The sequence below is a fragment of the Actinokineospora xionganensis genome, from assembly GCF_014323725.1.
Lineage (GTDB): Bacteria > Actinomycetota > Actinomycetes > Mycobacteriales > Pseudonocardiaceae > Actinokineospora > Actinokineospora xionganensis.
Map to the genome: position 1 here is coordinate 195,873 of NZ_JABVED010000011.1, position 20,243 is coordinate 216,115.

Sequence of the window (20,243 nt, forward strand, 5' to 3'; positions counted from 1 at the left end):
GTCAGCGCCGCGGGGAGTCGGCGGCGCGCTGCGAGCGGTCGATCAAGGCCCACACGGACACACCGGCGTCCGAGTCGGCGGCCCGTGATCGGGCCTTGGCGGGTCGCGGATGATCCCGCAACTCCTGGCGCACCTGGTCGTAGATGGGCGTGTCAGTCACGTACATCCTCTCGTCCGGCTTCCCCGTACACGCACAGTACGCCCGCGACGCTCTGACGCCACAGGGTGGTCTGTTCGCTACTTCGGGTGATCCGACCGGGTGAACTCGTTACGGTGAGGTGCTTTCAGCGAGTCATCTGACGGAAGGTGTATCGCCCACACGCTTGGCCGCCAAGTCGATCAAAGCGGCCAAGACGATCACCGCGGCGACGCCCCAGAACAGCGCGCCGATCGTGTCGGTGAGGTAGTGGAACTCGCGGCCGACGATGGCTCCCGCGCCTACGACGTACAACCCGAAGGCGATCACCGCGGTGCGGACCGTCTGGGCGCGGGTCGAGTTCGCCGCGGCGACGAGGACGATCACCGTGAGGATCGCCACCAGGGTCGTCGTGTGGCCGCTCGGGTAGGCGAGGGTGTCCTGGTGCGTGCGGTTGAAGAGCGGCTTGAGCGCGACGGTGTTGATCCCGGCCGCGAGCACCGGCCCGAGGACAGCCAACACGGCCACCTTGGGCCTGCCCGCCCGCACGGCGATGGCCGCCATGATCGCGATGACGGCGACCATCGCGGCGGGGTGCGTGCACAGGGTCAGCGGGATCGCCAGGTCGGGCCTGCGGGTCATCACGTCGAACACGGCCTTGTCGAACGGGCCCTCCGCGGTGTTGCCCGCGACGTCCACCCCGATCACGGCCATGGCGAGCACGAAGAGGACCGCCAGGGTCAAGGCGAATCGGGGCGCGGTGAGCAGCGGACGTTCCACGCCGCCACTATGCCCGACAACTGGTTCGCCTCCGGCGGCCCTCATAAGACACCATCTCGGGCATGGGACACCTCGACGCCTCCGGGCTTTCTTACACGCTGCCCGACGGCCGGACGCTGTTCCGCGACGCCGGACTGCGCATCGGCGCGGGCCAGGTCGTCGCGGTGGTCGGGGAGAACGGGGCGGGCAAGAGCACGCTGCTGCGGATCATCAGCGGGGAGCTGACCTCGCCGGACGGCGGTGTCTCGGTGCAGGGTGGGTTGGCGGTGATGCCGCAGTTCGTCGGCTCGGTCCGCGACGACCGCACGGTGCACGACTTGCTTCTTGCCGTGGCCCCGGCCTCGCTGCGGGCGGCGTCGGCGGAGCTGGACCGGGTCGAGTTGGCCCTGATGGAGACCGACGACGAGCCGACGCAGATGCGCTACGCCCAGGCGATCGCCGATTACGACGAGGCTGGTGGGTACATCGCGGAAGTCCTGTGGGACACCGTGACCGTCGCCGCGCTCGGCGTCGGCTACGACAAGGCGCGCTATCGCGAGGTCCGGACCTTGTCCGGTGGCGAGCAGAAGCGGTTGGTGTTGGAGGCGCTCCTGCGCGGGCGCGAGCAAGTCCTGCTGCTCGACGAGCCGGACAACTACCTCGACGTGCCGGGCAAGCGCTGGCTGGAGCGGCAGCTGGCGGAGAGCGCGAAGGCGATCCTGCTGATCAGCCACGACCGTGAGCTGCTCGCCGGGGTGGCTACCCAGGTCGTCACGGTCGAGGCGGGCACGGCGTGGACGCACTCCGGCGGATTCGTCAGCTGGCACGACGCCCGCGAGGCGCGCTGGGAGCGCATCGCCGAGCAGCAGCGGCGCTGGGACGAGGAGCACGCCAAGCTGCAGGACCTGGTCAAGCTGATGCAGCGCGCGGCGGCGTCGTCGCACGAGATGGCCAGCCGGTACAAGGCCGCGCAGACGCGGCTGCGCAAGTTCGAGGAGATCGGCCCGCCGCCGGTCCCGCCGCGGCCGCAGAAGGTCAAGCCGCGGCTGCTCGGCGGTCGCACGGGAATCCGGGCGATCACGTGCGAGAACCTGGAACTCACGGGTCTGATGAAGCCGTTCGACGTCGAGGTCTTCTTCGGCGACCGGGTCGCGGTGCTCGGCTCCAACGGTTCGGGCAAAAGCCACTTCCTGCGCCTGCTGGCCGACGGCGACAGCGTCGCGCACACCGGCGTCCGCAAGCTCGGCGCGCGCGTGGTGCCGGGTCTGTTCGCCCAGACCCACCACCACCCGGAGTGGGTCGGCCGCACGCTGGTCGACATCCTCTGGCACGGCGAAGGCGCGCGCACCGGTCTCGACCGCGGCGCGGCGGCCTCGGTGCTGAGCCGCTACGGCCTCGGCGGGTCGGCCGAGCAGCGGTTCGAGACCCTCTCGGGCGGACAGCAGGCCCGGTTCCAGATCCTGCTGCTCGAACTGGGCGGCTCGACCCTGCTGCTGCTCGACGAGCCCACCGACAACCTCGACCTGCATTCGGCCGAGGCGCTGCAGGACGCGTTGGAGGCCTACGAGGGCACGGTGGTCGCGGTGACCCACGATCGCTGGTTCGCCCGGTCGTTCAACCGGTTCCTGGTTTTCCAATCGGACGGCGTGGTGTCCGAATCGGACGAGCCGGTGTGGGACGAGACCCGCGTGCGCAGGGCGCGATAACGCGTTCCCCCGAAAGGCCGGGCTTCCACCCGGTCGGTTCGGCGCGTGGCTTTCCGCACGCGGAGCGGCTGGGTGAGTCTGGAGGCCCATCCGACTACTCGGGACGGTCATATGAGGACTCGCCTCGGCGCCTGCGCCCTTGCCGCCGCCGCTCTGCTCGCGTCACCGACGATGGCGGGCGCCGCGCGGCCCGCCGCCCTCTTCCTGGTCGAGTCACGGTCCGACGTGGTGGCCGCCGGCGTGGCGAACAGCGCGCTGGTGCGGGTCGACGCGGCGGTGGTGTCGCCGGACACGGAGGCGATCGAGATTCCGCTCGGCGACCAGGTGGTGCGGGCGGTGCGCGACCACACGGAGGTCACCGGGTCCGGTGGGATCGCCTGGTTCGGCGGTGTCGACGGCGCGCCGCTGAGCGACTCGCTCGAAGCGGTCACCCTGATCCGCCACGGCGACCAGGTGACCGGCACGGTCGCCCACGGCGGCACGGCGTACACGCTGCGGCCCGCCGCGGGCGGCGGGCACCTCTTCGACGAGGTCGACTACGCCACCATGCCGCCATCGCGACACGCCACACCGACGGGTGAGCCGGATACCCTCGGAGTGAGCGTCTCGGTGGGAGTGACCGTCGTGCGGGTGCTGGTCGCGGCGAGCGAGCAGGCCTCGACGGTGCCGGATCTGCGGGGCCTCGCCGAACTGGCCATCGCCACGGCCAACCGGGGTTTCGCCAACAACCGCCTGCCGATCAGGTTCGAACTCGCGGGCGTCCTGCCGACCGACTACGCCGAGCGGGGTTTCGACAAGGACCTCAGCGCGCTCAGGACCGGCCGGGTCGGCGGGGTGGCCGCCAAGCGGGACGAGGTCAAGGCCGATGTGGTGAGCATGCTGGTGCGGCACAACGGGAACTGCGGCGTCGGCTTCATCAAGGCGACGGCCAACACGGCGTTCTCGGTGGTCAACACCGACTGCGCGCGGGCGAACTTCAGCCTGGCGCACGAGATCGGGCACAACTTCGGGGCGGACCACGACGCGGCCAACGAGGTGGGTGGCTTCCGCCATGGACACGGGCATGTGGTGCCGGGGCGATTCCGGACGATCATGTCGTACGCCTGCCCGGCTCCGTGCCCGCGGATCAACTACTGGTCGAGCCCGCTGGTGAAGTACAAGGGCCAGGTCTTGGGCAACGCCGAGACGAGCGACAACGCCCGCGTCCTGCGGGAACGGGCTGCCGTGGTGGCGGCGTTTCGGTGAGTGGAGGCCGGGCGGCCGGGGCTCACAGCTCCCGGCCGCCCGGAGTTCAGTGGGTGACGATCGAGGCGATGGCGTCGACCCCGAGGTCGATCTCCGCCTCGGTGATCACCAGCGGCGGCGCGACCCGCAGCGTCGTGTCGTGGGTTTCCTTGCACAGCACGCCGCGCTGCATGAGGGCCTCCGAGGCGACCCGTCCGGACGGGCCGCCGGGGGCGATCTCGACGCCTGCCCAGAGGCCGCGGCCGCGCACCTCCGCGACGCCGTTCCCGACCAACTCGCCGAGGCGCCCGTGCAGGTACGCGCCCAGGGTCGCCGAACGTTCCTGGAACTCGCCGGTCGCGAGCAGCTTGATCACCGCCCGGCCCACGGCGCAGGCCAGCGGGTTGCCGCCGAAGGTCGAGCCGTGCTCACCGGGCTTGAGCACGCCCAGGACGTCGCCGCGGCCGACGACCGCGGAGACCGGCAGGATGCCGCCGCCGAGCGCCTTGCCCAGGGTGTACAGGTCGGCGCGGACGCCTTCCGCGTCGAGGGCGAACAGGGTGCCGGTGCGGGCCAGGCCGGACTGGATCTCGTCGGCGATGAACAGCACGTTGTTGCGGTCGCACAGCGCGCGGACCTCGCGCAGGTAGCCCGACGGCGGCGCGAGCACGCCCGCCTCACCCTGGATCGGCTCGACCAGGATCGCGGCCGTGCGGTCGGTGATGGCGGCTTCCAGCGCCTGCGCGTCGCCGTACTTGACGACCTTGAAGCCCGGGGTGAACGGGCCGAAGTCGGCGCGGGCGACCTCGTCGGTGGAGAACGAGATGATCGTGGTGGTCCGGCCGTGGAAGTTCGAGCCCGCGACGATGATCTCGGCGGTGTTCTCCGGGACGCCCTTGACCCGGTAGGCCCACTTGCGGGCCACCTTCACCGCGGACTCGACGGCCTCGGCGCCGGAGTTCATCGGCAGCACGAGGTCGGTGCCGGTCAGCTCGGCCAGCTCGCGGCAGAACAGCCCGAGCTGGTCGTGGTGGAAGGCGCGGCTGGTCAGCGTCACCTTGTGCAGCTGCTCGACCGCCGCGGCGACGAGCGCGGGGTGGCGGTGGCCGAAGTTGAGCGCGGAGTACCCGGCGAGGAAGTCGAGGTAGCGGTTGCCGTGCACGTCGGTCACCCAGGCTCCCTCGGCCTCGGTGATCACCACCGGGAGCGGGTGGTAGTTGTGCGTGCTCCACTGCTCGTCGAGAGCGATGAAGTCGGCCGCCGACTCCGGCGTGGCTGCGGTGGTGGGAGGGACGGTCACGGTCATGTCCCCAGGCTAAGGGGGCGGCATGATGGTTTCATCCGGCGAGTGTTGCTTATTACGCTGATTCGTTGCGCCATTCCCGGGTTGAGCAGTCGTTTGTTGCACGAGCGGAAGTCGGCTCGGCGGTTTAGTCTTCCTGGATGGGTAAGAAACAGGGCACGTCCACGTCCGTCCGCGACGCGCTGAGGGTACGCCCGGGCGGCGGGATCCCGCACGAGCCACGCGACACCCCGGTCGGCCCGAAGTCCAAGGCGCAGGCCGCGGAAGGCCTGGCCGAGACCGGTGCGGAGCTGGGCAGGCTGCAGGAGGCGCTGTGGGTGGAGGGCACCTTCGGCGGCGGCGACCGCAGTGTCCTGTTGGTCCTGCAGGGCATGGACACCTCGGGCAAGGGCGGCACGATCGAGCACGTCTTCGGCCTGTTGAACCCGCAGGGCGTCCGGATCGCGTCCTTCAAGAAGCCCACGCCCGCGGAGAAGCGCCACGACTTCCTCTGGCGTATCCGCAAGCAGGTCCCGACGGCGGGCCTGATCGGCGTGTTCGACCGGTCGCACTACGAGGACGTCCTGGTCGTGCGGGTCGACGAGTTGGTCCCGCCCGCGCAGTGGGAACCGCGCTTCGACCAGATCAACGAGTTCGAGGCCGAACTCGCCGAGGCGGGCACCACGGTGGTGAAGTGCTTCCTGAACATCTCCGCAGACGAGCAGCGCGAACGTTTGCTTGCCCGGCTGGAGACCCCGGAGAAGCAGTGGAAGCACAACCCGGGCGATCTCGACGTCCGGGCCAAGTGGACCGACTACGAGCAGGCCTACGCCGACGTCCTCGACCGCTGCTCCACCGAGGACGCCCCCTGGTACGCCATTCCGGCCGACCGCAAGTGGTACCGCAACTGGTCGATCGCGCGGATTCTCCTGGAGACCCTGCGCGATCTCGACCCCCAGCTGCCGGCACCGGACTACGACGTCGCCGCGGAACTCAAGCGGCTCAAGGAGAACGACCCCCTACTGGCCGGCGAGGCGGGCTGAGCCGTCGCAGCGCGCTCAGCCGCGGAAGACCTGCTTGTACCAGTGCTTGTCGTAGATCATCGAGTGCGTGCGGATGATGTCGACCGTGCACGGCAGCTCGACGATGCCCTCGCTCCGGTCGACTCAGCGACCCTCGCCAGGGAAGCCGACTTCCACTCCCATGCGGTCTGGTCGGAGACCAGGCTGGTGCGCGCGTCGGCCGACGCGTCGAGGATGTAGGCGCACACGGTGTCGAGGAACTCCGGGTTGGGGGCCGCCCCAGTCGCAGTTCGACTCGTGCGGGTCGTCGGGACCCTTCCACTAATTACTGTCGTTGGTCCGATTGATATCCGCTATCTGGTCGACCCTCAGCGCCGGGTGGAGTTCTGGTTCGCGTCACGCCGGTAGGTGTAGGGGATAAGATCCCGACCATCCTGCCGTCCAGCCGAGCGGCGATCCCGCGCGTCTGCTCCCCTTCGAGCAGACGACTCCAACACTGTTCGTAGGCGTCGTCGCCGCGTTCGACCTCGAAGTGTGCGTCTTTACCGCGGGTCAACACTTCCCAGCAGGCGCGATCGGGTTCGGCAAGGAAGCTGATCTCCACCATGGTTCCCATCCTGTCCTACGACTGGGTCGGTGGTGGGCGCATATCGGGATGCCGTCAGCACCGCGTCGAACGTTGGTGCCGGCGGGCGACACCAGACGACGGTCATGGCGGGCGCGTTGGAGGATTTCGGCGCACAGGCGTCCCAGGCACGGGACTCACCGGGCGTGCGGGATCACGTCGTCCCCGTAGGCGGCCAACGTCTTCTCCCGCTGGTCGTGCATCAAATAGAGTGCGAACTGGTCCACCCCCAGCTCGGTCAGCTCGGCGATGCGGTCCACATGGGCCGACGCCGGTCCGAGCAGGCAGAAGCGGTCGACGATCTCGTCTGGGACGAAGTCCGTCGACGGGTTTCCCGCCTTGCCGTGGTGGGAGTAGTCGTAGCCCTGCCTGCCCCGGATGTAGTCGGTCAGCTCGTGCGGCACCGGGCCGGACTCGCCGTAGCGGGCGACCAGGTCGGCGACGTGGTTGCCGACCATGCCGCCGAACCACCGCAGCTGGTCGCGCTGGTGGGCCAGGTCGTCGCCGACGTAGGCCGGGGCGGCGACGCAGACGGTGATGCCGCCGGGGTCGCGGCCGGCGTTCTTCGCCGCGTCCCGCACGGCGTCGATGGTCCACTTGGCGATGGCCGGGTCGGCGGTCTGCAGGATGAAGCCGTCGGCGTGCTCGCCGACCATCCTCAGCGCCTTCGGCCCGTAGGCGGCCATCCACATCTCCAACCTGCCGTCGCGCACCCACGGGATGCGCACGGGCGCGCCGTGGTGCTCGACCTCGCGGCCCTCCGCCAGTTCGCGGATCACGTGCATGGCCTCGCGCAGGACGTCGAGTGTCGCGGGCTTCTGGCCGATGACCCGGCGCGCCGAGTCGCCGCGCCCGATGCCGCAGACCGTGCGGTTGCCGAACATGTCGTTGAGGGTGGCGAACAGCGACGCGGTCACCGACCAGTCACGGGTGCTCGGGTTGGTCACCATCGGGCCGACGACCAGCGAGTTCGTCGCCGCGAGCACCTGCGAGTAGATGACGAACGGCTCCTGCCAGAGCACGCACGAGTCGAACGTCCAGCCGTGGGTGAACCCCCGCTGCTCGGCCTCGGCCATCAGCCGCACGACTTCCCGGGCGGGCGGGTCGGTCTGCAGCACCACTCCGAAATCCATGTCCCGCTCCTTAGATGAGGTACTGAGACAGGTCGCGCTTGAGGAACTTGCCGTGCCCCTCGCGGCCGTGGAACGCGCCGTCGGCGATGACCACCGCGCCGCGGGAGAGGACCGTGTCGACCTTGCCGGTGATGTCCATGCCCTCGTAGGCTGAGTAGTCGACGTTCATGTGGTGCGTGGCCGCCGAGATGGTCTGTTTGGCGGTCGGGTCGTACACCACGATGTCGGCGTCCGCGCCCGGCGCGATCGTCCCTTTGCGACCGTGCAGGCCGAACATCCGGGCGGGCGTGGTCGAGCTGATCTCGACCCACCGCTCCAGCGTGATCTCACCGGCCACGACCCCTTGGTGCAGCAGGTCCATCCGATGCTCTACGCCCGGCATCCCGTTGGGGATCTTGGAGAAGTCGTCGCGGCCCAGCTCCTTCTGGTCCTTGAAGCAGAAGGGGCAGTGGTCGGTCGACACCACCGACAGGTCGTTCGTCCGCAGTCCGCGCCACAGGTCGGTCTGGTGGTCCTTGGGCCGCAGTGGGGGAGAGGCGACGTACTTCGAGCCCTCGAAGTCCGGCTTCCTCATGTCCTCGATGGACAGGTAGAGATACTGCGGACAGGTCTCGGCGAACACGTTCTGCCCGGTGTTCCTGGCCGCCGCCACGGCTTCGAGCGCGTGCCGGGCCGACAGGTGCACGATGTAGAGCGGCGCGTTGGTGACCTTCGCGAGCTGGATCGCCCGGGAAGTCGCTTCGCCCTCCAGCTCCGGCGGCCGGGTCAGGCTGTGGTGCACCGGTTCGGTGCGGCCCGCCGCGATCGCCTGGGCGACGAGCTGGTCGATCGCGATGCCGTTCTCCGCGTGCATCATGATCATCGACCCGGTCTCCGACGCGCGCTGCATCGCGCGCAGGATCTCGCCGTCGGTGGAGTAGAAGACACCGGGGTAGGCCATGAACATCTTGAAGCTGTTCACCCCGGCGTCGATGCACGACTCCATCTCCTTGAGCGACGAGTCGGTCACGTCGGAGATGATCATGTGGAAGCCGTAGTCGATGGCGCAGTGGTTGTCCGCCTTCTCGTGCCACTTGTCCATAGTGGACAGCAGGGATGTTCCCTTGGCCTGCACGGCGAAGTCGATGATCGTCGTCGTGCCGCCCCATGCCGCCGCCGTGGTGCCGGTGGCGAAGGTGTCGTTGGAGAACGTGCCGCCGAACGGCATCTCCATGTGCGTGTGGGCATCGATCCCGCCTGGGATCACGTATTTGCCCGCGGCATCAATGATTGTGTCGGCCTCGGTGAACACGCCAGGAGCGGCCACGGCGGCGATCGTCTCGCCGTCGACCAGGACGTCGGCCGCCATCCGGCCGGTCGCGTTGACGACCGTGCCGTTGCGGATGAGTGTGGTCATCGCGTCCTCTCAGGGCCGGGTGAGCGACTCGTAGGTGTCGGGCCTGCGGTCGCGGTAGAAGGCCCACAGGTCGCGGACCTCGGCGAGCATGTCCATGTCGAGATCGCGGACGAGGACTTCCTCCTCGGTGTCCGACGCCGCGTCCCCGATGAGCTGACCGCGCGGGTCGACGAAGTAGGTCTGCCCGTAGAAGTCGTTGTCGCCCAGCGGTTCCACGCCGACCCGGTTGATCGCGCCGATGAAGTACTCGTTGGCGACGGCCGCCGCGGGCTGCTCCAGTCGCCACAGGTGCTGCGACAGGCTCCGGCTGGTCGCCGACGGGTTGAACACGATCTTCGCCCCGGCCAGGCCCAGCGCCCGCCAGCCCTCGGGGAAGTGCCGCTCGTAGCAGATGTAGACGCCGATGCGGCCGACCGCGGTGTCGAACACCGGGTAGCCCAGGTTGCCGGGCCGGAAGTAGAACTTCTCCCAGAACCCCTTCACCTGCGGGATGTGGTTCTTGCGGTGTTTGCCCAGGTAGGTGCCGTCGGCGTCGATCACCGCGGCGGTGTTGAAGTACACCCCGGGTTGCTCCTGCTCGTACATCGGCACGATCAGCACCACCCCGTGCCGCTCGGCGACCTCGCACATCAGCTCGGTCGTCGGGCCGTCCGGGATTCCCTCGGTGTAGGAGTAGTAGTCGGTGTCCTGCACCTGGCAGAAATAGGGGCCGTAGAACAACTCCTGCAGGCACACCACCTGCGCGCCCTGCGACGCGGCCGACGCGATGGCCTCCACCGCGTTGGCGATCATGGAGTCCTTGTCGCCGGTCCACTTCTGCTGGACCAGCCCTGCCCTGACGATGTTAGCCACGGGCCTCTCCTTCCAGTAGCTGAGCGGGAACGCTGTCGCGCGAAGGCAACGACAGCGCGAGGTACGTGGCGAAGGCGGCGACGACGCCGACGAGCCAGTTGTAGTCGTAGAGCGGCTTGAGCAGCGGGATCAGTCCGTCGGCGGGGAACGGCCCGCCGTAGGCGCCGCCGACCGCGAGCACCGCGCCCACCAGCGTGGCGATGACCGCGCGGGAGTTCCAGCCGCCGTTGAACCAGTAGCGGCCGCCGCCGTCGCGGTAGAGGTCCTTGACGTCGAGGTGCGTGCGCACCACCAACCAATACCCGGACACCAGCACCCCCGCCACCGCTGCGAGCACGCCGCCGTAGAAGCCGAGCCAGGCGAAGATGTAGATCGACGGGTCGGAGATCAGCCGCCACGGCATCACCGCGATGCCGATGACCCCGGTGATGAGCCCGCCCATCGCGAACGTGATGCGCTTGGGGAAGGCGTTGGAGAAGTCGTAGGACGGGCTGACCACATTGGCCGCCAGGTTGCACGACACGGTCGCCAGCACCAGGGCGACCAGCGCGACGATGATGACCGCGGGGTTGTCGAACTTGGCCGCGAGCAGCGCCGGGTCCCAGATCGCCTCGCCGTAGAGCACCTGCCCGCCCGAGGTGGTCAGGATGGCGACGATGGCGATGAACGACATGGTGGTCGGCAGCCCGAGGATCTGGCCGCGGACCTGCTTGCGCTGGCTGCCGCCGAACCGGGTGAAGTCCGGCATGTTCAGCGACAGCGTCGCCCAGAACGCGATCATCGCCATGAGTGACGGCGCGAAGACCTTCCAGAAGTCCGCGCCCCAGCCCAGCTTCGACGGCGCCGACAGGATCGGGCCGAGCCCGCCCGCCTTGATGAGCACGTAGCCCAGCAGGATCAGGAAGCCAACCGACACCAGCGGGGCGGTCCAGTTCTCGAACCGGCGGATCGCGTCCATCCCGCGCCAGATGATCAGCATCTGGATGATCCAGAACAGCCCGAAGCACAGCCACAGCGTCCAGTGCTGTCCCCACACCATCGCCGAGTTCGTCCACCCGTCGCCAGCCAGGGTGCCGACGATGACGTAGAGCGCCTGCCCGCCGACCCAGGTCTGGATGCCGAACCAGCCGCACGCGATGAACCCGCGCAGCAGGGCGGCCAGGTTGGCGCCGCGGATCCCGTAGAACGCGCGGGCGAACACCGGGAAGGGGATGCCGTACTTGGTGCCCGCGTGGCTGTTGAGCAGCATCGGTATGAGCACGATCAGGTTGCCCAGGGTGATCGTCATGAACGCCTGGAACCAGTCCATCCCGAACGCGATCAGCGACGCCGCGAGTGTGTAGCTGGGGATGTTGTGCGCCATCCCCATCCAGAGGGCGAAGTAGTTGTAGGTCGTCCAGGTGCGTTTCTCGACCGGGACGGGCGCGAGTTCGGGGTTGTAGTAGCGGCTGTTCGCTATCCCGGCGTGATCGGGCAGGTCGACTCGGCCGTCGGGCTGGGTGATCTGGGTGGACTGTTCCGCAATCGCCATCGCCTACTCCGATGCTCGTGGATCAGAGTTCCATCCCGGCATCGTGGAGGCAGCCGCTGTCACCCGGCAGTGTCACTGTGTTCGGGCTTGCCGCACACAGTGCACACAGTGCCAGTTGCTTAATGCCGGCCGTCTTCCCGCCGTGTCGCATACGCTCACCGGAACCTGAGGTCGGCGCGGTGTGGTGTTGTCATGGCCACGCGAGCGAGCCCCTATGCGGTGACCCCTGTGCGTCGACTTGGGCTATTGCCCGATCTTGGGGAAAACGTTACGTTCGAGGCTCGGAGGGAAATCGGCGCTATTTCTCCGCATTTCCCTGGGCGACGGTGACCGGGGGGTTACATGGCCGCGATCGATTCGCGATGGTCGACATCGGACAGTGTTGATGACGACAATCCTGTTGCTTGGCCGGAGAGACCGTCCGATCTCGGCACTCGGCTCGTGCCCGCGGCGGCGATCGCCGTGATGGTCGCGTTGGCCGTGGTGCTGGTCTGGCGGGTCGGCGCATTGGAAGACGGGATCGGCCGAGTGCCCGCGGCGGAAATGGTCGTCCCCATTCCGGCCCCCTAATTTGTCGGGTCAAGGAGTAGGGGTGCCTGAGCGCGGACTTGAATGTCCGCTATCCGGTCGGTCAAGTCCTTCTTTAGCGAGTCCGGTGCATAGCTCGCGGCCACGCCCGCGCGGGCGAGGTCGCACACGCCCGCGACGTCGAGCCCCGCCAAGTCGGCGATGAGGCGGTACTCGCGGTCGAGGTCGGTGTCGAACATGCCGGGGTCGTCGGTGGCGACGCAGACCGTCACCCCGGCGGCGAGCAGCGCGGCGACCGGGTGGCTCGCGAGGTCGGACACGGAGTTGGTGCGCAGGTTCGACGACACGCACACCTCCACTGGGACGGCGTGCTCGACGAGGTGGGTCACGAGTTCGGGGTCGCGGGTGGCACTGGTGCCGTGGCCGATGCGGTCGGCTTCGAGGTCTCGCAGCGCCGACCACACGGTGTCCGGCCCGGTGGTCTCGCCCGCGTGCACGACGGATTTGAGGCCGAGGGCTCGCGCTTGGGCGAAGTGGTCGGCGAACCTCGCTCGCGGCACACCGTCCTCCATTCCGGCGAGTCCCAAGGCGACTGTTCCCTCGGGAGCGTGGGTGCGGAGGAAGTCGAGAGTCGCGTCGGCGGCGGGGAGTCCGCGTTCGCCGGGGATGTCGAAGATCCAGCCGAGTTCGACGCCATGGTCGGCGCGGGCTGCTTCCCTGCCTTGGGTGAGCGCGGCGTGCAGGTCTGCTGGGGCGATTCCGGCCATGAAGTGGGTGTTGGCGGTGACGGTGATCTCCGCCCACCGGACGTTGCTCGCGGCCGCGTCTCTGGCCGCGCCGATGACGAGGGCCGCGATGTCGTCGGCGGTGGTGACGAGGGCGTCCACGGCGGTGTAGACCTCGATGAAGTGGGGAAAGTCGCGGAAGGCATAGAAGTCGGCGAGTGCCTCCCGGTCAGTTGGGACGCCGCGGTCCGGATGTCGTTTGGCCAGTTCGAGGACCGTGTCGACGGACGCTGAACCTATGAGGTGGAGGTGGAGGTCGGTCTTCGGGAGACTCGCGATCACGTCTGTCACGTTCACTGAGACTATCGGCAGGCTTGCTTGCGTGGGGGCTATCCGCTGTTTCGCACGTCCAGGGCCAGAAGCGCCACATGCAGCGAGAGCACCGACTCCGGGTCGTCGAGGGAGACGCCCAGGATTTGTTCGATCCTGGCAAGTTGTTGGTAGTAGGCGGTTCTGGACATGTGGGCGGCCGATGCCGCCGCCGACTTGTTGCCGCCGAGTTCGCAGTAGTGCCGCAGGGTGTCCAGCAGCCTGCTGCCGTGGGCCGTGTCCCGCGCCATCAGGGCGGCCAGCTCACGGTCGGCGAACGCGGTGACCCGGTCGTCGTCGGCGAGCAGGTGCAGCAGGCCCCTGAGCCGCACGTCGTCGAGGCGGTGGAAGGGTTTTGTGCCTGGGGCGCGGAGGGCGGCTTGGGCCACGTGGGCGGCTTCGACCAGGCTGCGGCGGGCCTGGCTGATGGCGTCGACCGTCGTGCCCACCGCCAGGATTATGGCGCGGGGCGACTGGTGGATTTCCTTCGCCAGCCTGCGCAGGACCGATTGGGTGTCGGCTTGCGGGGTCAGTGAGAGCAGTGCTCGCACACTGGTGTCATCGACGATGCCGACCAGCGCCGCCACTCGGGCCCGCCGGGTGGCCAGCGACGTGGCCTCCGCCAGGTCGCGCAGGACCTCCTGGGTGGCCATCGCGGGCGCCGGTGTCACCTCCGTGCCGGGTCGCACGGAGACGCCGATGAGCTGGCGGTTCTCCAGGGGCACGCCAAGTCCCGTGGCCCGCGCGACGAGGTCCGGGGGCGGCGTGGGGGCGGCCAGCAGCTCGGTGAGCAGGGTTCTGTGGGCGTGGCGTTCGAGGCCTTCACGGTCGCGGGCCGCCAGCCGGTGCACCGCCAGCGCCGATGCGGCTCGCTCGACGATCACGATGTGGTGGTGGGCGGGCGGTTCCGGGCAGAGCAGCACGAGCCTGCCCCAGTCGTTGCCCCGCGCGCCGACGACGGTGACCAGCCAGCCCGCCGCGTCGTGGTAGGCGGTGCGTTCGGAGACCGTGACCGCTCGGGACCGCCGGGCCCAGTCGGCCAGGAGTTCGCCGGGGGACTCGCCGCCCGCGTCGTAGGCGAGGACGTCGTGCGCCAGGGTCTCCAGCACGACCGGCAGACCCGACGCCCTGGTGACCTCGCGCAGGACCTCGGCGGGTTCGGCGCCCGCGACGGTGAGCGCGGTGAACGTCTCGTGGACCTGTTCGGCGGTGCGCAGCTCGGCGACCTGGGCGTCGACGATCAGGCCGACCACGGCCTCGGTGACCGCGACGAACCTGGTCTCCCGCGACAGGGTGATCAGCGGCAGCCGGTGCCGCTCGGCGGCGGCCGACAGCGCCGGGGGTAGGGCGTGGCTCCAGTGCCGGACCAGCTCCACCACGATCCCGGCGGCGCCGATCCCGGCCAGCTCGTCGACATAGCGGGTCAACGCGTCCGGGTCGTCGGGCAGGGCGATGCCGGTGGTGAGGACCAGTTCGCCGCCGCGCAGCAGGTGGGCGATGTCGGCGACCTCGGCGGCGTGCACCCAGCGGACCCGGTGGGAGAGCCCGGACGCGCCCGCGACCACGGTCGGCGCGCCCTGGCGCATGACCGGCAGCGCCAAGATCTCCGACACGGTCGGGTACATCAACACACTGTAAGGCGAGGCGCGGCCCGCCGGTACATCTTGACCAGCCGGTACACCCGTCCGCCACCCGATAGATTCACGCCATGCCGTTCGCCCGGGTGTTGACCGTCGTGGCCCTCCTAACCCTGATCTGCCTGCCCGGGACGGCGTCGGCCGACCCGCCGTCGCGGCTGCCGAACCAGATCACCGACACCGCGCGGGCGCTCGACGGCGGTGACCGGTCCGAGGTGCAGGCGGCGATCGACAAGCTCTACGACTCGCGCAAGCTGCGTCTGTGGGTGGTCTACGTGCCCGACTTCGACGGCCAGGCCGCCGCTTCCTGGGCCCAGCGCACCGCCACGCTCAGCGCGCTCGGCGACCGCGACGTGATCCTCGCCGTCGCCACGGTGGACCGCGAGTACAACCTGTTCTCCGCCGGCCTGCCGCAGGAGATCAGCGACACCGAGTTCGAGAACCTGCTGGTCAACGACATCGAACCCGCTCTGCGCAAGCAGGACTGGGCCGGTGCGGCCGTCGCCGCCGCATCCGGGCTCGATTCCGCCGCCGGGGGGTCCACGGGCGGCCGCGACCTGCTGATCGGCGGCGCGGCGATCGCCGCGGGTCTCGGCGGGGTGTACGTCTACACGCGCCACCGAAAGCGCTCGCGGGTCAAGGCGGGCATCGAGGCCGCCCGCGACATCGACCCGGTCGACACCGCGGCGCTGAGCGCGCTGCCGGTGGAGGCGCTCGACCAGCGCTCCAAGGACCTCCTGGTCGAGTTGGACAACGCCCTGCGCGCCAGCGCGGAGGAGTTGGAGCTGGCCCGCGGCGAGTTCGGCGCGGACCAGACCCGCCCGTTCGCCGAGGCGTTCGACACCGCGAAGGCCGCGCTGGCCAAGGCGTTCACCATCCGGCAGCGGCTCGACGACAACGTCCCGGAGACCCCGCAGCAGCAGCGGGACCTGCTCCTCGACCTGATCAGCGGCTGCGGCAAGGCCGACCAGGAACTCGACGCCCAGGTCGCCGAGTTCGACGGCATGCGCGACCTGCTGATCAACGCCCCGCAGCGGCTCGACGCGCTGACCCAGGAGATGGTCACCCTGAGCAGCCGCCTCCCCGCGTCGTCGGCCACGTTGGAACGGCTCGTCGGCGAGTTCCCGGCGCCGACCCTGGCCCCGGTGCGCGACAACGTCACGCATGCGAAGGAGCGGCTCGAGTTCGCCGACCGCAACATCACCGAGGGCCGCTCATTCGTCGCGCGCCCGGCGGGCGAACAGGGCCCGGCCGTCGCCACGATCCGCGCCGCCGAGGGCGCCATCTCCCAAGCCCGCACCCTCCTCGACGCGGTCGACAGCGCGTCCGACAACATCCGCCACGCCATCGCCACGCTGCCCGCCGCGCTGGAGGAGGCCCGAGCCGACATCGCCGCCGCGGACGCGCTGACCGCCCACGGCGGCAACGACTTGGCGTCCGCACGCGCCGCCGCGTCCGAGGCACTGGCCCGCGCCGAGGCCGCGCGAGGCGACAACCCACTGGGCAGCTTCACCGAGATCGCGGCGGCCGACGTCGAACTGGACAAGGCCATCGCCGCCGCCGCTTCGGAAAAGCAGCGCGTGGAACGGCTGCGCCAACAACTCGACCAGGCAATGACCGCCGCGTCCGCCCAGGTCTCCGCCGCGGGCGACTTCATCTCGACTCGCCGCGGTGCCGTCGAAGCCGAAGCGCGCACCCGGCTATCGGAGGCCCAGCGCCACCTCGACGAGGCCACCCGCCTGCGCGAGTCCGACCCGTCGACGGCCCTGCAACACGCGCAGACGGCGGCCGACTTGGGCGCACGCGCCGCCCGAGCAGCGGAGGCGGACGTCCGCGAATGGGAGCGCCGCAACACCCCGCAATCACCTTTCGGCGGCACGTCGGGGGCGATCCTGGGCGGGATCCTTCTGAACAGCGTGCTTCGAGGCGGTGGTGGTGGCGGCGGCTACAGCCCGGGGTCGTTCGGCGGCTCCAGCAGCTCCCGCCGGATCGGCGGAGGCGGCCGCTTCTAGCCGTCGCCCCGGTTCGCGGCTTGCCACAGGCGGTCGATGAGCTTCACGAACTCTTCCAGCCGGTTGTCGATGGTGTTCTGCAGCTGTTCGAGGTCTGCTACTGGCGCGCGACACGATCGACACCCCCGGTCGGGTGGTGAAGGTCGATCCGCGTTTCACCAGTCAGCGTTGTTCGGCGTGTGGGGTCGTGGATCGGGAGGCGCGCGAGAGCCAAGCCGTCTTCCGGTGCCGGTCCCGCGGTTTCGCCTGCACCGCCGACGTGGACGCGGCACTGAATATTCGGCTCGCGGCAGGGCATGCCGTGACCGCACGGGGAGGCCCACCGTTGGGCGAGCCGGCGAACCCTGGACCTCGACGCGACCTTCGCTTCGTGGAGTAGTCCTGTTGGAATCCCCGGCCTTCAGGCGGGGGAGGATGTCAATGTGTATCGGCGATGCCCATCGCCGATACAGAGTGTCCATGGTGTCGCCGCCGGTCGCCGACCAGACTCGCGGACATGGCCGACATCGAGCAGAACCAGCTGATCGACCGCCACCGCGCCGTCCTGCCGTCGTGGCTGGCGCTCTACTACGACGAGCCCATCGAGATCGTGCGCGCCGAGGGCAGGCGCGTCACCGACTCCAACGGCGTCACCTACCTGGACTTCTTCGCGGGCATCCTGACCAACGCCATCGGCTACGACGTCGCCGAGATCAGCGACGCGATCCGGCGCCAGCTCGACACGGGCGTGCTGCACACCTCGACCCTCTACTTGATCCGCGGGCAGATCGAGCTGGCCGAGAAGATCGCCAAGCTGTCCGGCATCCCCGACGCCAAGGTGTTCTTCGCCAACTCCGGCACCGAGGCCAACGAGACCGCGCTCATGCTGGCCACCCAGTTCCGCCGCAGCAACCAGGTCCTGACGCTGCGCAACTCCTACCACGGCCGCGCGTTCGCCACCGTGGGCATCACCGGCAACCGCGGCTGGTCGGCCAGCGCGCTGTCACCGGTCAAGGTCAGCCACGTCCAGGGCGGCTACCGCTACCGCAGCCCGTTCGGCCATCTGTCCGATGTGGACTACATCCGGGCCTGCGCGGACGACCTGCGGGAAGTGTTGCAGACCACCACCTCCGGTGATGTCGCGTGCATGATCGCCGAGCCGATCCAAGGCGTGGGAGGGTTCTGTGTCCCGCCGGACGGCTTGTTCAAGGCGTACAAGGAGATCCTCGACGAGTACGGCATCCTGCTGATCTCCGACGAGGTGCAGACCGGCTGGGGTCGCACGGGCGAGCATTTCTGGGGCATGCAGGCCCACGGCGTCACGCCGGACATGATGACCTTCGCGAAGGGCTTGGGCAACGGCCTGGCCATCGGCGGACTGGTCGCGCGCCCGGACGTCATGGACTGCCTGACGGCGAACTCGATCTCCACCTTCGGCGGCAACCCGATCTCCACCGCGGGCGCGAACGCCGTGCTCGACTACATCCTGGACAACGACCTGCAAGCGAACGCTGCCAAGCTCGGATTGCGCCTGTCCGAGGGGCTCCGCGACATCGCCGCGCACAACCCGGTCATCGGCGACGTCCGGGGCAAGGGGCTGATGGTCGGCATCGAGTTCGTGGTGCCGGGCGGCAAGGAACCCAACCCGAAGGCCGCGGCGCGGGTGCTGGAGGAGACCCGCGCGCGCGGGCTGCTCGTCGGGAAAGGCGGGCTGCACAACAACGTCATCCGGCTGGCGCCACCCATGACGCTGACGGAGGACGAAGTCGACGAAGCCCTCGACGTGCTCGGCGAGTCCATCGCCGCGGTGCCGGGCGGTGCGAGCTGATGCGCAGGATCAGCCACTGGATCGACGGCAAGCCGTGGTCGGGCGACACCGACCGCTTCGGCGAGGTCTTCGATCCGGCGACCGGACAGGTCGCCGCCCACGTCGACTTCGCGGGGGCCACGGAGATCGAGGCGGCCGTCTCGGCGGCGCGCACGGCCTCCGTGGAGTGGCGGGACGCCTCGCTGGCGGCTCGAACGTCTGTCCTTTTCGGATTTCGCGAACTGCTCAACGCCCGGAAGCGGGAGCTGGTCGATCTGGTCACGGCCGAACACGGCAAGGTGACTGACGACGCGGCGGGCGAAGTGCAGCGCGCGATGGAGGCGGTCGAGTTCGCCTGCGGGGTGCCCACCCTCCTCAAGGGCGGGTACAGCGAGAACGTGTCAACCCGAGTCGACGTGTACTCGCTGCGCCAGCCGCTGGGCGTGGTCGGGGTGATCTCGCCGTTCAACTTCCCGGCGATGGTGCCGCTGTGGTTCGTGCCGAACGCGTTGGCGTGCGGCAACACCGTGGTCCTCAAGCCGAGTGAGAAGGACCCGTCGGCGGCCAACTTCATCGCCGAGCTGTTCGCCGAGGCCGGTCTGCCCGACGGCGCGCTGAACGTGCTGCACGGCGACAAGGTCGCGGTCGACGGCCTGCTCGAACACCGCGACGTGCGGGCGATCTCGTTCGTCGGCTCGACCCCGATCGCCCGCTACGTCTATGAAACCGGAACACGACACGGGAAGCGCGTGCAGGCGTTGGGCGGGGCGAAGAACCACATGGTCGTGCTGCCCGACTCGGACCTGGACCTCGCGGCGGACGCGGCGGTGTCGGCGGGCTTCGGCTCGGCGGGGGAGCGGTGCATGGCCGTCTCGGTCGTCGTCGCCGTCGACCCGGTCGGCGACGAGCTGGTGAGCCGCATCCGCGACCGGATCGCGAAGTTGAAGGTCGGCGACGGCAGGCGGCCGGGCTGCGAGATGGGTCCACTTGTCACCGCCGCCCACCGGGACAAGGTGACGTCCTATGTGGATAAGGGAACCGGCGAAGGCGCCGAGTTGGTCGTCGACGGACGCGAGCACGAGATCGACGGCGAACCCGAGGGATTCTGGCTCGGGCCGACACTGTTCGACCATGTCGAACCGGGAATGGCGCTCTACCGAGACGAGATCTTCGGCCCGGTGCTGTCTGTGGTCCGCGTTGCGACCTATGAGGACGCTGTCGAGATGGTCAACGCCAACCCCTATGGCAACGGGACGGCGATCTTCACCAACGACGGCGGCGCGGCCCGGCGGTTCCAGCACGAGGTGGAGATCGGCATGGTCGGGGTGAACGTGCCGATCCCGGTGCCGGTCGGCTACTACTCCTTCGGCGGCTGGAAGGACTCCCTCTTCGGCGACACCCACGCCTACGGCCCGGACGGCATCCACTTCTTCACCAGGACGAAGGTGGTCACCAGCCGGTGGCTCGATCCCTCACACGGCGGCGTCAACCTCGGATTCCCGCGCAACGTGTAGGACACG

At 69.3% G+C, this 20,243-nt stretch carries 18 protein-coding genes; 9 read left to right on the forward strand and 9 right to left on the reverse strand.

Translation table 11 applies throughout. The annotated features are described in order from the left end of the window. Position 1: 1 nt before the first annotated feature. Positions 2-160 carry a hypothetical protein gene (locus tag GPZ80_RS20245; protein ID WP_187222322.1) on the reverse strand — a complete coding sequence of 53 codons (159 nt, stop codon included), beginning with the start codon at positions 158-160 and terminating at the stop codon, positions 2-4. A gap of 132 nt (positions 161-292) precedes the next feature. Beyond that, positions 293-916 carry a phosphatase PAP2 family protein gene (locus GPZ80_RS20250; protein ID WP_187222324.1) on the reverse strand — a complete coding sequence of 208 codons (624 nt, stop codon included), beginning with the start codon at positions 914-916 and terminating at the stop codon, positions 293-295. A gap of 62 nt (positions 917-978) precedes the next feature. Between GPZ80_RS20250 and GPZ80_RS20255 the strand changes: the two genes are divergently transcribed. Continuing rightward, positions 979-2,601 carry an ABC-F family ATP-binding cassette domain-containing protein gene (locus GPZ80_RS20255; RefSeq protein ID WP_187222326.1) on the forward strand — a complete coding sequence of 541 codons (1,623 nt, stop codon included), beginning with the start codon at positions 979-981 and terminating at the stop codon, positions 2,599-2,601. Positions 2,602-2,712: 111 nt separating this feature from the next. Continuing rightward, the gene (locus tag GPZ80_RS20260) at positions 2,713-3,846 is read left to right on the forward strand and encodes a reprolysin-like metallopeptidase (RefSeq protein ID WP_187222328.1); all 1,134 of its coding nucleotides are present in this window, start codon (positions 2,713-2,715) and stop codon (positions 3,844-3,846) included. A gap of 46 nt (positions 3,847-3,892) precedes the next feature. On the opposite strand, the gene rocD is transcribed toward GPZ80_RS20260, so the two are convergent. Beyond that, positions 3,893-5,131: an ornithine--oxo-acid transaminase gene (gene rocD, locus GPZ80_RS20265; protein WP_187222330.1), complete on the reverse strand. Its 1,239-nt coding sequence runs from the start codon at positions 5,129-5,131 to the stop codon at positions 3,893-3,895. Between the two features lie 137 nt (positions 5,132-5,268). Here rocD and GPZ80_RS20270 point away from each other — a divergent pair, with 137 nt between their 5' ends. Together GPZ80_RS20270 and GPZ80_RS20275 are read left to right on the forward strand one after the other, a co-directional pair. Then, a complete protein-coding gene (locus GPZ80_RS20270; RefSeq protein WP_187222332.1) occupies positions 5,269-6,150 on the forward strand; it encodes a PPK2 family polyphosphate kinase in 882 nt (293 codons plus the stop codon). Between the two features lie 63 nt (positions 6,151-6,213). Then, positions 6,214-6,369, forward strand: coding sequence for a hypothetical protein (locus tag GPZ80_RS20275; protein WP_187222334.1), 156 nt, complete (start codon positions 6,214-6,216; stop codon positions 6,367-6,369). 522 nt (positions 6,370-6,891) lie between these two features. On the opposite strand, the gene GPZ80_RS20280 is transcribed toward GPZ80_RS20275, so the two are convergent. Genes GPZ80_RS20280 through GPZ80_RS20295 form a run of 4 tightly spaced genes read right to left on the reverse strand, consistent with a single transcriptional unit; the run spans position 6,892 to position 11,666 of the window. Next, entirely contained in the window at positions 6,892-7,887 is a 996-nt protein-coding gene (locus GPZ80_RS20280; protein ID WP_187222336.1) for a TIGR03842 family LLM class F420-dependent oxidoreductase, read from the reverse strand. Between the two features lie 10 nt (positions 7,888-7,897). Further along, the gene (gene hydA, locus GPZ80_RS20285; protein ID WP_187222338.1) at positions 7,898-9,283 is read right to left on the reverse strand and encodes a dihydropyrimidinase; all 1,386 of its coding nucleotides are present in this window, start codon (positions 9,281-9,283) and stop codon (positions 7,898-7,900) included. 9 nt (positions 9,284-9,292) lie between these two features. Beyond that, a complete protein-coding gene (locus GPZ80_RS20290; protein WP_187222340.1) occupies positions 9,293-10,135 on the reverse strand; it encodes a nitrilase-related carbon-nitrogen hydrolase in 843 nt (280 codons plus the stop codon). After that, positions 10,128-11,666: an NCS1 family nucleobase:cation symporter-1 gene (locus tag GPZ80_RS20295; RefSeq protein WP_187222342.1), complete on the reverse strand. Its 1,539-nt coding sequence runs from the start codon at positions 11,664-11,666 to the stop codon at positions 10,128-10,130. The genes GPZ80_RS20290 and GPZ80_RS20295 overlap by 8 nt, the downstream gene beginning before the upstream one ends. Before the next feature lie 441 nt (positions 11,667-12,107). On the opposite strand from GPZ80_RS20295, the gene GPZ80_RS33430 reads away from it, so the two are divergent. After that, the gene (locus GPZ80_RS33430; protein WP_281401359.1) at positions 12,108-12,236 is read left to right on the forward strand and encodes a hypothetical protein; all 129 of its coding nucleotides are present in this window, start codon (positions 12,108-12,110) and stop codon (positions 12,234-12,236) included. On the opposite strand, the gene add is transcribed toward GPZ80_RS33430, so the two are convergent. Together add and GPZ80_RS20305 are read right to left on the reverse strand one after the other, a co-directional pair. Further along, the gene (add, locus tag GPZ80_RS20300) at positions 12,233-13,270 is read right to left on the reverse strand and encodes an adenosine deaminase (protein ID WP_187222344.1); all 1,038 of its coding nucleotides are present in this window, start codon (positions 13,268-13,270) and stop codon (positions 12,233-12,235) included. The genes GPZ80_RS33430 and add overlap by 4 nt on opposite strands. 38 nt (positions 13,271-13,308) lie before the next feature. Further along, entirely contained in the window at positions 13,309-14,913 is a 1,605-nt protein-coding gene (locus GPZ80_RS20305) for a PucR family transcriptional regulator (RefSeq protein WP_187222346.1), read from the reverse strand. 83 nt (positions 14,914-14,996) lie between these two features. On the opposite strand from GPZ80_RS20305, the gene GPZ80_RS20310 reads away from it, so the two are divergent. The 4 genes from GPZ80_RS20310 to GPZ80_RS20325 all read left to right on the forward strand — a co-directional run bounded on the left by GPZ80_RS20310 (position 14,997) and on the right by GPZ80_RS20325 (position 20,237). Continuing rightward, positions 14,997-16,937 carry a TPM domain-containing protein gene (locus GPZ80_RS20310; protein WP_187222348.1) on the forward strand — a complete coding sequence of 647 codons (1,941 nt, stop codon included), beginning with the start codon at positions 14,997-14,999 and terminating at the stop codon, positions 16,935-16,937. Positions 16,938-17,073: 136 nt separating this feature from the next. Next, complete coding sequence (locus tag GPZ80_RS20315) at positions 17,074-17,316, forward strand: zinc ribbon domain-containing protein (protein WP_222719557.1); 243 nt, start codon at positions 17,074-17,076, stop codon at positions 17,314-17,316. A gap of 117 nt (positions 17,317-17,433) precedes the next feature. Next, entirely contained in the window at positions 17,434-18,744 is a 1,311-nt protein-coding gene (locus tag GPZ80_RS20320; protein WP_187222350.1) for an aspartate aminotransferase family protein, read from the forward strand. After that, a complete protein-coding gene (locus tag GPZ80_RS20325) occupies positions 18,744-20,237 on the forward strand; it encodes a CoA-acylating methylmalonate-semialdehyde dehydrogenase (RefSeq protein WP_187222352.1) in 1,494 nt (497 codons plus the stop codon). The genes GPZ80_RS20320 and GPZ80_RS20325 overlap by 1 nt, the downstream gene beginning before the upstream one ends. Positions 20,238-20,243: the final 6 nt, after the last annotated feature.